We start from the raw sequence: 12,140 nt of genomic DNA on the forward strand, positions 1-12,140 counted from the left end.
CGCGCACACCCACAGCGCGACTCGCGGAACATGCGATCCCTCACGCGCGGGCGCGCGCTAGCAGGGCGCGGAGCAGCCCGGGGACGGCCACGGCCGCCCGGGTGCGCGGGGGGACCGAGACCCGGCGGTTCAGGACGTCGTAGTCGACGGCCTCGATCCGGTCCAGGATGCCGCGGTAGAGCCTGAACGCGCAGGCCACGCATTCGCGGGACACCGGTTCGAGCATCCCGACACCCGGCTCGGCGCGTCGGTACACCGCGCGGGTGTGCGCGCCCAGGTGGGCCAGCGCTCTGCGCACCCTCGGGTCGCGGGTGCGGGTGCGGCGGCACCAGGTCAGGAGATCGCGGTCGACGCCGAACGCCGCCAGCTCCGCGGCGGGCAGGTAGACGCGGCCCCGGTCGAGGTCCTCACCGACGTCGCGCAGGAAGTTGGTGAGCTGGAACGCCACGCCGAGCGCCGCGGCCGGGTCCTCGGCCTCCTCCCGCGGCACCACGGTGCCGAGCACGGGCAGCATCTGGAGGCCGATCACCGCGGCCGAGCCGTGCACGTACCGGCCGAGCTCGTCGAACGTGGCGTACTCGGTGACCTCGGTGTCCATCCGCATCGACGCGAGGAAGTCGACGAAGTGGGCGGGATCGAGCGCGTACCGGCGGGCGGTGTCGGCGACGGCGGCGAGCACCGGGTGCTCCGCCCGCTCCCCGGCCAGCGCCTGCTGCAGCTGCGTGCCCAACAGGTCGAGCTGGGCCGCCTTCTCGGCGACGGGGCGGGCGTCGCCGAGGTCGTCGACGATCTCGTCGGCGTAGCGCGCGAAGCCGTACAGCGCGTGCACCGCGGGCCGGCGCGCGGCGGGGAGCAGCCGGGTGGCGAGGAAGTAGGTACGCCCGTGGTGCGCGTTCAGCGCCCGGCAGACGGCGTAGCCGGCCCGCAGCGCCGGGTCGGTGATCCCGGCGGCGTCGAGCTCAGCTCGTGCGCTGCTCTGCACCGTCGACGATGTTCGCGGGGAACTCCTGCCGGGGCCGCTGCCACGCGCCGGCGGACAGGCGCAGCGGGTCGGGACGCACCAGCGACACCGCGGCGAGCACCGCGACCAGCCCCCACGCGATGAGGTACGGCGGGTTGTAGAGGGCGTCCTCGCCGTTGGAGTAGTAGCAGATCGTGAGCATCACCGACACGAAGACGGTCATCTGCAGCGCGCGCACCGACCAGGCGGTGGCCGCGACCAGCGCCATGCCCCAGCTGACGTACCAGGGCAGCATGGCGGGGGAGAGCACGGCGGTGGCCAGGAGCACGACACCGGCGCGGCGCACGGCGTCCGGACCGCCGTCGCGCGCTGCCAGCCACTGCCGCACGGCGATGTAGACCAGCAGGATCCCGCCGAGCACGCGCGAGACGTTGATGAACGGCTGCTTCGGCACGTTGACGAGGGCGCTGAGCAGGGTGTGGGTGAACTCGCCCACCGCGGTGGGGAGCGACATCCAGTTCACGATCATCGACGGGGCGCTCAGCGCGGGCAGCCAGCCCAGCCCGACCCCGGCCGCGAACGTGCAGGCTGCGAACACCGCGACGAAGACGGCGAGACCGGCCGCGATCGCCTTCGCGATGCGCGCCCGCTGCGAGCCGGACATGTGTGCCGCCCACACCAGCACGAGGAACGGCAGCGCGATCACGGCGCTCGCCTTCACGGCCATGGCCAGTGTGACGAGTGCGATGCCGAGCGCGTGCCTGCCGCGCAGCGCGATGAGCGCGCCGGTGGCGAGCAGGCCGACGACGAGCAGGTCGTTGTGGCCTCCGCCGACCATGTGGATGACCGTCAAGGGGTTGGCGACCGCCACCCACAGCGCGACGGACACGCGGCCGCCGAGCCGGCGGGTGAGCTCGGGCAGCGCCCACACGAACAGCAGCAGGCCGGGCAGCAGCGCCAGGCGCATCAGCACGACGCCGAGGATGATCGTGTCGCCGGTGACCCACGCGACGGCCTTCGCGATCAGGATGAACAGCGGCCCGTACGGCGCCGGGGTGTCCTGCCAGAAGTAGTGGACGTTGTCGGCGAAGATCCCCGGCAACGCCTCGGGGCCCACCGCGTACGGGTCGAATCCGGCCAGCGGCAGGCCGCCCTGGGCGAGGTAGCTGAAGATGTCGCGGGTGAACAGCGGCGGTGCGAACAGCATCGGCGCCGTCCAGACGGCGGCCGTGGTGAGCACCGCGCGGCCACGCGCCCGGTGGGCGAGCACCTCGCGGCCCAGCAGGATCCACGCCCACACCATCAGGCCGACGCCGCCGTACATGAGCACGCTGGCCAGCTCGCGGCCGTGCCCGTACCGCCAGAAGCCGAGCGGCGAGTTGGTGAGCACCGGGTCGTGGACCAGCACCCCGCCCGCGCCGAAGCCGCCGATCAGCAGCATCAGCGCGGCGGCGAGCCCCAGGAGCAGCGGGCGGCGGGCCGGGTGGCCGAACCGGTCGCGCCACGATCGCCGGGGGGCAGGACCGGGTTCGACGGGGGGCGGCGCGTCGAGGATGTCGGGCGCGCCGCTGGGCGCGGCTGCGCGTTCCGCTGCCGTGTCGGGGAGCGTCGACCCGTCGACCGGTGATGGTGGCTTCATGACGCGATCCATGCTCGCACGACCCCTGTCAGCGCCCGGTGGGTACCCTGCGCGCCCGCGAGGGCGGCAGGTCAGCGGCACCCGTGATGCGCTGTGCGGCGAGCCGCCCGGAGATCAGCACCGGCGGGATCCCGACGCCGGGGGTCGTGCCGCAGCCTGCGAGCACGGCGTTCTCCACGCCCCGCACCAGGTTGCGGGGGCGGAACGGCCCGGTCTGGGCGAACGTGTGGGCGGCGGAGAACGGGGTGCCCGCGGCGTGTCCCGCCGCGGCCCAGTCGACCGGCGTGACCAGGTCGGAGACGTCGAGATCCGCCCTGAGCTCGATCCCGCGGTCCGCGAGGACGGAGAGCAGCTCGTCGCGGTAGGCGGGGCCGACGTGGGCCCAGTCGATGCGGCCCCGCACGAGGTTCGGGCACGGCGCCAGCACGTAGACCAGCTCCGACCCGGCGGGCGCGAGTCCGGGATCGGTTGCGGTGGGCCGGGTGACCAGGATCGACGGGTCGCTCATCAGCCGACCCTCGTCGATGATCTCCTCGAACGTCCGGCGCCAGGCCGCGCCGAACGAGATCGTGTGGTGGGCGAGCTCCGGCCGCGGCGTGCGCAGCCCGGCGTGCAGCACGACCGCGCTCGGCGACCAGCGCAGCGGCACCGCGCGTCGCGGCGCTCGCCCGATCAGGTCGTGGACGACCGGGAGGTCGGGGGTGAGGACGACCGCGTCGCACGGCAGGCGCTCGCCGTCGGCGCCGTCGCGGCCGGCGTGCCGGACCGCGGTGACGCGTCCGCCGCGCCGCTCGAGACCGGTGGCCGTGCGTCCGTAGTGGATCCGCGCACCCGCGTTCACCGCGGCGTCGGCCAGCGCCTGCCCGACCCGCCGCATGCCGCCGCGCGGGAAGTACACGCCCGCGATGGTGTCCATGAAGGCGATCACGCCGTACGCGCCGAGCGCGCGGTGCGGCGGCACGCCCGCGTACAGCGACTGGAACGTGAAGATCCGCTGCAGCCGCTCGTCGGGCAGCATCCGGGCCACCCGCGGGCCGAGACGGCCGAAGCCGCCGAGCGCGGCGAGCCGGGCCAGGTCGGGACCGACGAGACCCAGCGGCGAGTCGTGGTTGGCGCCGATGAACCGGTGGATCTCCACCTCGTACAGCCGGGTGAGCCACGCCCGCGTCCGCTCGTACCCGGCGGCGGCCGCGGCTCCGCAGGTGGCCCGGACCTCGGAGGCCATCGCCTCGGCGTCGGTGTGCACGTCGATCGTGGAGCCGTCGGCGAAGCGGGCCCGGTAGGCGGGGTCGAGCGGTACGAGCTCGAGCCGCTCGTCGATCTTCTCCCCGACGGCGGAGAAGGCCTCGTCGAGCAGCTCGGGCATCGTGAGCACGGTGGGGCCGGGGTCGGCGTGGTAGGTCCCGCGCGGCGAGCGCAGGTCGAGCCGGCCGGCCCGGCCGCCCGGGTGCTCGGCGCGTTCCAGCACGGTGACGCGCCGGCCGGCACCGAGCAGGTGGAGCGCGGTCGAGAGCCCCGCGAGCCCGGCGCCGACGACCACCACGTGGTCGGTGCGCCCGGGCACGCCCCGGCTCAACGGCAGCTCCGCGTCAACTGCGTCTCCGCGTGGCCGTGACCGCCAGCTCGGCGAGCTGCGACGCGGCCGGCTCCTCGACGTCGGCGGCCGACAGGGCGTCCAGCGCCGAGCCGGTGAGCGCGGCGATCCGCTGCTCGACCGCCTGCACGGCGCCGAGGTCGGTGAGCAGCCCGCGTACCCGCTCGACGCCCGCCTCGTCCAGCCTGGGGTCGCCGACGGCGTCCATGATCGCCTGGCGTGCGTCGTGCTGCCCCCGCTGCTCCGCCCGCTCCACCGCGACGGCCACCAGCAGCGTGCGCTTGCCCTCACGCAGGTCGTCGCCTGCGGGCTTGCCGGTGACCTCCGGGTCGCCGAACACCCCGAGCAGGTCGTCCCGCAGCTGGAACGCCACGCCGATGTCGGCGCCGAACCGGCGGTAGGCGGCCACCAGGTCCGGCGGGGCGTCGGCGATCGCCGCCCCGAGGTGCAACGGCCGCTCGACGGTGTAGGCCGCGGTCTTGTACCGGTCGATCTGCAGAGCGGCCCGCACGGACATGTCGCCGGTGGACTGGTGCAGCACGTCGAGGTACTGCCCGCCGAGCACCTCGGTGCGCATCGCCCGCCACGCGGGCGCCGCGCGGCGCAGGGCGGCGGGCGACAGGCCCGCGGCGTGCAGCATGTCGTCGGCCCACGCGAGGGCGAGGTCGCCCAGGAGGATCGCGGCGGCCGCCCCGAACCGGGCGGGCTGGCCGCGCCAGCGCTCCGCGGCGTGCTTGCGGGCGAACTCGACGTGCACGGTGGGACGGCCGCGCCGGGTGGCGGAGGCGTCCATCAGGTCGTCGTGGATGAGCGCGCTGGCCTGGATCAGCTCCAGGGCGCTGATGGCGCGCAGCACCGCCAGCGCCTCGGGTGCCTCTACCGGCCCTCCCGCGCCACGCCACCCCCACCAGGCGAACGTGGGGCGGATCCGCTTGCCGCCGCGCAGGACGAAGTCGGCGAGCGCCTCGGTGGCTTCCCCGAACACCGGGTCGATCGTGCCGGCATCGGCCGTGCGGCTGCGCAGGTAGGTGGTGAGCGCCGCCTCGACGGCGGCGGTGACCTCGGAGCCGCCGGGGCGCCCCCCGTCACCGGAGCCGGGTTCCGGCGGTGGGTGGTGCACGGTGCCCGCGCGGCTCACGGGGACCACCCCGATGGTCGGGGGCGGGGGAGCGGGGGTCGCGTCGAGCGGGCCACAGGGCGAGCGTAACCATGCCCCACCAGGCCCGCGAGTCGCCGGATCCAGGGAAGTCGGTACCCGCGGGAGCGAAACGGACGCGTCGGGCAGAGCGACTACGCTCCAGTGTGTGAAGGTCACCCAGCGGATCAGCGGCGAGCGGCCCGTGTTCTCGGTGGAGTTCTTCCCGCCGAAGGACGAGGCCGGGGAGGCCGAGCTGTGGCGTGCGATCCGGCGTCTCGAGCCGCTTGACCCGGCGTTCGTATCGGTCACGTACGGGGCGGGCGGCTCCAACCGTGACCGCACGATCCGCACCACGGCGCGGATCGCCACCGACACCACCCTCGTGCCGATGGCGCACCTCACCGCCGTCTCGCACTCGGTGGCCGAGCTGCGGCAGGTGATCGGGGCCTACGCCGCGGCCGGGATCTCGAACGTCCTCGCGGTGCGCGGCGACCCTCCCGGCGACCCCCTCGGTGAGTGGGTGCCGCACCCGCAGGGCCTCACGTACGCCGACGACCTCGTGCGCCTCGTGCGCAGGCTCGGCGACTTCTGCGTCGGTGTCGCAGCCTTCCCCTACGGGCACCCGCGCTCGCTCGACCTCGACACCGACCTCGCCCGGCTCGTAGCCAAGATCCGCGCCGGCGCCGACTTCGCGATCAGCCAGCTGTTCCTGGAGCCCGAGGGTTTCCTGCGGCTGCGCGACCGGCTGGCCGCCGCCGGGTGCGACGTGCCGCTCCTGCCCGGCATCATGCCGCTCACCACGATCCGCACGCTGCGGCGCGGTCCGGAGCTGTCCGGCGCGCCACTGCCGCCCGCGCTCGTCCAGCGGATGGAGCGCTACGCCGACGACCCGGCCGCGTTCCGCGCCGAGGGCATGGACGTCACCGCCGAGATGTGCGCTCGCCTGCTCGCCGAGGGCGTGCGCGGGCTGCACTTCTACACGCTGAACCGCTCGCTCGCCACGGTGGAGCTGGTGCAGCGGCTCGGCCTGGGCGCCCGCCGAGCCGCCCCGGCCCTCACGGGTTGCTGACCGGCGGGTTGCGCGTGCGGCGGGCCAGGAGCACCACCGCGGCGGACGCGAGCCCCACCATGGCGGCGAGCCCGAGCGTCCAGTTGACGGGCGAGGGGGCCTGCGGGTCGGGGTAGGTCACCACGGCCGAGAAGTCGCCCACCTCACCGGGCGTGAACGTCCAGGCCACCTCGCTGGAGTCGGCGTCGCCGTTGGACTCCACGATCTGGCCCGGGAAGTTCATCTTGAGCTGGAAGTCGGCGCGGTCGACCGACACCGTGGTGAGGTCGACGGCCCCGCCGATCAGCACCCGGCTGCCCGCGCGGCGAATCTCGAACCGCACCTTGTTCCCGATGGGTCCGGCCGCCTGCGCGAGCTGAGCGGTCTGCTCGAACGTCAGCCCGTCGAACCGCAGCACGGATCCGGTGAAGCCGTCCTGGCGGTACGCCGACACGTCGACGTCGGACGCCAGGTCCGGCGGCAGCGTGATCGGCGGGCCCTTGTCGTCCGGCCCGGTCTCGGGGGTGGCCACCACGATCTGCCCGGTGACCGTGTCGTCTGGCTGCACCGCGAGCGCCGCCTGCACCCGAGCGCACCCGCTCAGCGCGAGCGCGGCGAGCAGCAGTCCGAGCAGCGGCAGGATCCGGAGGCGGGAGGAGGACACGGGTGCATGGTGCCAAACCCGTGGCGCCGGGCCGTGGACCGTGCGCCCGCACGGCCGGGTCGTCCATGCGGTAGGTGGGCCGCCACACGCCGACTTCGGTGGACGCCGCTGCCGCGGTGGTGCCCGGTTCAGCTCGTCCCGTCAGGGTGCCGGGTCGCCGAACCAGTGGGTCGCGGCGTGCCGGAACGCCTCGCGATCCGGGTCGGAGTCGTCGGTCCAGGCGACGACGCCGTCGGGTCGGATCAGCAGGGCGCTGAAACCGAGGTCGTTGCTCACCGGCCCGGCCGCGTAGATGACCCGGCCTTTCCAGCTCGTCGCCGCGTCGTGCAGGCGCTGGTCGGTGGTGAGGTCGAGCGCCACGCCGTGTCCTCCGTGCAGCAGGTCGCCGAGGCGGGTGCCGTCGGCGAGCCGGAAGTCCGGGGCGGTCCGGCCGACGAGCGGCTCGTCGCCGCCGCGGTCGTAGCGGTGGGACAGTCCCGAGGTGCTGCGGTACACGTGGGTGGTCCCGTCGCGGGTGTCGAGCAGGTCGTGGACCAGCCGTCGCAGGGCCGGGGCGTTGGGGCCGGGGTTCATGGTCGCGACCTGGGCGCGTGACCAGTCGAGGATCGCCGCGCCGACCGGGTGGCGTTCGGCGGTGTAGGTGTCGAGCAGGCCGTCCGGTGCGGTGCCGTGAACGGTGGCGGCGAGCTTCCAGCCGAGGTTCACGGCGTCGCCGATGCCGAGGTTGAGCCCCTGGCCGCCGAGCGGGGAGTGGATGTGGGCGGCGTCGCCTGCGAGCAGGATGCGGCCGTTGCGGTAGGTCGTGGTCTGCATCGCGCGGTCGGTGAAGCTGGAGGCGAGGTGGACCTCGGTGAGCGTCGCGTCGGTGCCGGAGACCCGGCGCAGGACCGTCTGGAGGTGCTCGCGCGTCAGCGGCTGCGAGCGGTCGAAGGCGCCGCCGTCGAAGTCCATCATGCCCAGGTGTCCCTCGAAGGGCGTCCGCAGGTACATGCCGGTCGGCGTCAGGTTGAAGCCCAGGTCCAGCTCCTGCGGATCGGCGAAGGTGACGCGAGCGGCGTAGCCGGTGAACAGCGGTTCGGTGCCGACGAAGTCGAAGCCCGCCAGTTCGCGCACCGTGCTGCGTCCGCCGTCGCACCCCACGAGCCAGCGCGCCCGGTGGCCGCGCCCGCCTGCTCGTGCCACGACGGTGTCGCCGTCCTGGGTCGCGGCCTCGACCGGAACGCCCCGCATGATCTGCACGCCGAGCCCGACGGCCCGCTCGGTCAGCACCGCCTCGACCGCGTCGAGGCTGGTGATGATGCCCTCCATCGCCGGGCCGGGCAGCCGGAACGGGAGGGCGGCGGCGTCGATGCGGGCCGGGTCGAGCCGCATGCCCGCGAAGTGGCTCACTCCACGGGGAGCCGGCGGCTCGTGCGCGTCCGGGTCCGCGCCGATCTGCTCCCCGTCGGCTCCTGAGGCTCTCAGCAGCTCTGCCAGCATCCCGCGGCGGTAGAACGTCTCGACCGATCCGGCGTTCAGGCCCCGCATCCCCAGCGGGAGCGCCTTCCACGGCGATGTCTGCTCCCGCTCCCGCTCCCGCTCCCGCTCCAGCACCAGGACCGAGCAGCCCGCCAGCGCGAGCTCACCGGCGAGGAACAGGCCCACCGGACCGGCACCCACGATCACGACGTCATGCACGTCGAGCCTCCTTCTATGGAGCGTCGCTCCAGTAATGGAACGGTACTCCATGTTGGATCGACGCTCCAAGCCTGTGAGAATGTCGGCATGGCCATGCGGACCCGGCAGTCACAGCGACGCAGGCAGGTGCTCACGCGGGAGCGCATCGTCGAGACAGCGGTCGAGCTGCTGGACGCGGTGGGGGAGGGTGCCCTGACGGTCCGGGCGCTGACCGGCCGCCTGGCCACCGGTCCCGGCGCGATCTACTGGCACATCGGCAACATGGACGAGCTGCTGGAGGCCGCGACCGACACCGTCGTCGCCACCGCGCTGGCCCCGCGTACCCAGCCCGCCGAGGCCGCGGGCACGCCCCAGGACGAGATCCGCGCCGTCGCACTCGGCCTGTTCGACGCGGTCACCGAACACGCGTGGCTCGCCGCCCAGCTCGCGGTGCAGCTCACCCGCAAGCCATGGGGGCCGGTGACGTTGCGGATCTTCGAAGGCATCGGCCGGCCGGTCCGCACGCTGGGCGTGCCGCAGGGCGACTGGTTCACCACGACCTCGACGCTCGTCCATTACATCCTCGGCGCCACCACCCAGAACTCGCAGGCCACCGGCGACGGCAGCGTCCCCGGGTCCGAAGCTGACCGCGCCGAGTTCCTCGACACCGCATCCAGGGCATGGCGAGATCTCGACCCCGACGACTACCCGTTCATCCGGGCCGTCGCGAACCAGATGCGCGAGCACGACGACCGCGAACAGTTCCTCGCCGGCATCGACCTCGTCCTCGCGGGCGTCACCGCCCTCCACCCACCCGCCACATCGAGTCCTGCCGACTCGTGATCACGACTTGCGATCCGACGCCGGCGTCCCCGCGCGTTCAGCTGGACGGGGACAGGGGGAGCGTGCGGCCGAGCACCGCGAACGGGCGGGCGTCGCCGGTGAAGCGGTGCTGGCGCAGGACGTCCTGGAAGCCGGTGCGCCGGTAGAGGCGCCATGCACGGCCGGGGACGTCGGCGCCGTACTCGGGGGTGGACAGCAGCACGCGCGCGTTCGGGACGTCGGTGAGCAGCGCCCGTAGCAACGACTCGCCGAGCCCGAGGCCCTGCGCGTCGGGGCGGACGTGCAGCTCGGTGAGCTCGAAGTAGTCCTCCAGCCAGCGCTGGGCCTCCGGGCCCGCGGTGGCGAGCCCGCGGCGCACCTCCTCGTACCACCACTGACCGGGCCCGCCCGCGTACCCGTAGGCGATGCCGAGCAGGGAACCCGCTGCGTCGAGCCAGCCGACCGCGCGCCAGCCCGGCCTTCGCACGTGCTCGAGCCACAGCGTGCGCCGGTGGCGCGCGGTGCTGGGGGGATAGCCCATCGCGGAGACGTAGACGTGCAGCGCCTCGGTGAGCCGGTCGGCGAGATCGTCCGGCCCGAGCCGGACGAGCTGGCGCGCCGGAGCCCTGGTCACCCGTCCATCTCACCACGTCCGGGGGCCCGGGCACACCGCGGTGGCCCGGACTTGACGCAGAAGCCGCGGCACGCTTCACTGGACATCGGTCGAACATGCGTTCGATCTCGACGCCCCGGTCGGTGGGGCGGGGGAAGCGCCCCGCCACCGGGTGCGGCGAACCGTGCCGGGGGAGGAGCGTATGCCGGTGAGTGAGGGTGTGCGATGAGTCCGTTCAACCTCTTCGGATCGCGCCAGCCCACGCCGGTGCAGGTGCGGTGGCAGGACGGTGAGCCCGTCGAGTTCCAGCGCAGGCCGATGCGGCGCGGCCCGCGCTACCTGATCACGGACGTGCGGGAGCGTTGGATCGAGGAGTCGCCGTGGCCGTTCCCGTCGCCCATGCCGGTCGGGGGCGACCGGCTCCGGTGCTGGCGGGTGCTGGCCAGGTCCGCGGGCGAGCCGGAGGCGCCCGCCCGGGAGTTCGTGCTGCGCATGCGCGCCGGCCCCGGCGTGTGGGACCTCGTTCGGGTTGCCGACTGAGAGGCATGGAGGAGGCGACGATGACCATCACGACAACGGCACGTGTGCCCACGCAGCGCACGGGGCCGGCGCGGGCCCGACCCGGCCCCGGTCCGGCCGCTGCGCCCACGTCCCGTGCTGCCCTGGGGCTGCTGCGCCAGGCGGCCGACGGGCTCGCGGAGGCCCACCGGGCCGAGGACCCGCTGCACCGCTACCCGGCGGCCTACCTGGCCGCGCTACGCGCGGGGGCCGCGGTGCTCGCGGTGCGGGCGCGCCCGCAGCCCCGGCGCGGCGCCACCCGCAACGTATGGGAGCTGCTCGCCGAGGTCGCGCCGGAGCTCGCCGAGTGGGCGGCCTTCTTCTCGGCCTGCTCGGCCACCCGGGCGGCGGCCGAGGCGGGGATCGCCCGGCTCGTGGGAAAGCGCGACGCCGACGACATGCTGCGCCAGGCCGAACAGTTCGTCGGCCTCGTCACGGCGTCGGTTCCGGTGCGCTGAGTTCCGCTCGCTGATCGTGTCGTCAGCGGGTGGCGGGCGGTGCCGCGAGCGCTTCGGACGGGTCGCGGCGGCGGTCGCTGCGCAGCACCCGGCCCAGCAGGAGGGTGAACACGGCCGAGGCCTCCCGCGCGCCGGGCGTGTCCCAGCGCTGGATGGGCATGCACGCGCCCTGGGCCTGCTGGATGGCCGAGCGGTCGGGCAGCACCCCGGTGAGCACGAGCGGGCCGAACAGCTCCCGCAGCTCGCTGATCCGGAACTCGTGCTCGGTGTTGCGCGGTCGCACCCGGTTGATCAGCACGCCGAGCGGCTGCAGGTCGTGGTTGCCCCGCTGGCGCTCGGTCTGCACGGCGTCGAAGGCGCGCTGCACGCCCGACACCGCGAACATCGTCGGGTCCGTCACCAGCACCGCGCGGTGTGCCGCGGCGAGCGCACTCCGGGTGAGCTGCCCCAGCGACGGCGGGCAGTCGATGATCACCAGCCGGTACGGCTCGTCGGCACCGTCGCCGATGCGGTCGCCCAGCAGCCCTTCGGGGTGCGTGAGCCGCTGCAGCGCCCGCCGCAGCTGGTCCAGCTGCTTGGGGCTCGGGTCGGGATGGTTGTGCCGCTCGGTCTGCTCGGCGCCGACGAGCACGTCCACGGCGTCACCCCAGCCGCTCCGGGCGATCGCGCTGTGCAGCACCGAGCGGCGCGGCTCGTCGAGCACGTCGGCCACCGTGGCCGTGGTGGGCGCCGGGTCGAGGGCGATCGTCGAGTTGGCCTGGGGATCCAGGTCCACCACGAGCGTGCGCACGTCGTGCTGCAGCGCCGCACCGGCGAGCCCGAGCGCGACGGTGGTCTTCCCGACCCCGCCCTTCAAGCTCAATGTGGCCACCACCAGCACGGCGATCAACCTACCTCGTTCGGGTGGGGGCAACGCCCCCGACCGGGAGCTGTGGACGCGCAGCCCGAACTCGTTCTGTCACAGGGAGGTGGGCGCCCGCCACGATTCG

Annotated in this window: 12 protein-coding genes; 4 read left to right on the forward strand and 8 right to left on the reverse strand. The window is 74.3% G+C overall.

What is annotated here, in order from left to right; translation table 11 throughout:
* Positions 1-40 precede the first annotated feature (40 nt).
* From FB388_RS09725 to FB388_RS09740, 4 genes are read right to left on the reverse strand one after another with little or no spacing between them, the layout of a single operon-like run.
* Positions 41-982, reverse strand: coding sequence for a phytoene/squalene synthase family protein (locus FB388_RS09725; protein ID WP_142099585.1), 942 nt, complete (start codon positions 980-982; stop codon positions 41-43).
* The gene (mptB, locus tag FB388_RS09730; protein WP_246121789.1) at positions 960-2,600 is read right to left on the reverse strand and encodes a polyprenol phosphomannose-dependent alpha 1,6 mannosyltransferase MptB; all 1,641 of its coding nucleotides are present in this window, start codon (positions 2,598-2,600) and stop codon (positions 960-962) included. Before mptB ends, FB388_RS09725 begins: the two co-directional genes overlap by 23 nt.
* Before the next feature lie 28 nt (positions 2,601-2,628).
* On the reverse strand, positions 2,629-4,176 hold the full coding sequence (crtI, locus tag FB388_RS09735; protein WP_142099587.1) for a phytoene desaturase family protein: 1,548 nt from the start codon (positions 4,174-4,176) through the stop codon (positions 2,629-2,631).
* 13 nt (positions 4,177-4,189) lie between these two features.
* Positions 4,190-5,314 (reverse strand): polyprenyl synthetase family protein, encoded by a 1,125-nt coding sequence (locus FB388_RS09740; protein ID WP_211362030.1) that lies wholly within the window; start codon positions 5,312-5,314, stop codon positions 4,190-4,192.
* Between the two features lie 184 nt (positions 5,315-5,498).
* Between FB388_RS09740 and metF the strand changes: the two genes are divergently transcribed.
* Positions 5,499-6,401 carry a methylenetetrahydrofolate reductase [NAD(P)H] gene (metF, locus tag FB388_RS09745; RefSeq protein ID WP_246121790.1) on the forward strand — a complete coding sequence of 301 codons (903 nt, stop codon included), beginning with the start codon at positions 5,499-5,501 and terminating at the stop codon, positions 6,399-6,401.
* Here the strand turns inward: metF and FB388_RS09750 are convergent.
* Together FB388_RS09750 and FB388_RS09755 are read right to left on the reverse strand one after the other, a co-directional pair.
* Positions 6,388-7,044, reverse strand: coding sequence for an LppM family (lipo)protein (locus FB388_RS09750; protein ID WP_142099589.1), 657 nt, complete (start codon positions 7,042-7,044; stop codon positions 6,388-6,390). The genes metF and FB388_RS09750 overlap by 14 nt on opposite strands.
* A gap of 141 nt (positions 7,045-7,185) precedes the next feature.
* Positions 7,186-8,721: an FAD-dependent oxidoreductase gene (locus FB388_RS09755; protein WP_142099591.1), complete on the reverse strand. Its 1,536-nt coding sequence runs from the start codon at positions 8,719-8,721 to the stop codon at positions 7,186-7,188.
* 87 nt (positions 8,722-8,808) lie between these two features.
* Between FB388_RS09755 and FB388_RS09760 the strand changes: the two genes are divergently transcribed.
* Positions 8,809-9,543 carry a TetR/AcrR family transcriptional regulator gene (locus FB388_RS09760; protein ID WP_142099593.1) on the forward strand — a complete coding sequence of 245 codons (735 nt, stop codon included), beginning with the start codon at positions 8,809-8,811 and terminating at the stop codon, positions 9,541-9,543.
* Positions 9,544-9,580: 37 nt separating this feature from the next.
* Here the strand turns inward: FB388_RS09760 and FB388_RS09765 are convergent, their stop codons facing one another.
* A complete protein-coding gene (locus FB388_RS09765; protein WP_142099595.1) occupies positions 9,581-10,156 on the reverse strand; it encodes a GNAT family N-acetyltransferase in 576 nt (191 codons plus the stop codon).
* 204 nt (positions 10,157-10,360) lie between these two features.
* Between FB388_RS09765 and FB388_RS09770 the strand changes: the two genes are divergently transcribed.
* Together FB388_RS09770 and FB388_RS09775 are read left to right on the forward strand one after the other, a co-directional pair.
* Positions 10,361-10,675, forward strand: a complete 315-nt coding sequence (locus FB388_RS09770; RefSeq protein WP_142099597.1) for a hypothetical protein — start codon at positions 10,361-10,363, stop codon at positions 10,673-10,675.
* Positions 10,676-10,695: 20 nt separating this feature from the next.
* Positions 10,696-11,151 carry an SAV_6107 family HEPN domain-containing protein gene (locus FB388_RS09775; RefSeq protein WP_170225549.1) on the forward strand — a complete coding sequence of 152 codons (456 nt, stop codon included), beginning with the start codon at positions 10,696-10,698 and terminating at the stop codon, positions 11,149-11,151.
* 22 nt (positions 11,152-11,173) lie between these two features.
* On the opposite strand, the gene FB388_RS09780 is transcribed toward FB388_RS09775, so the two are convergent.
* Positions 11,174-12,031 carry a ParA family protein gene (locus tag FB388_RS09780; protein ID WP_142102837.1) on the reverse strand — a complete coding sequence of 286 codons (858 nt, stop codon included), beginning with the start codon at positions 12,029-12,031 and terminating at the stop codon, positions 11,174-11,176.
* Positions 12,032-12,140 lie beyond the last annotated feature (109 nt).

The organism is Pseudonocardia cypriaca, assembly GCF_006717045.1.
Classification (GTDB): Bacteria; Actinomycetota; Actinomycetes; order Mycobacteriales; family Pseudonocardiaceae; genus Pseudonocardia; species Pseudonocardia cypriaca.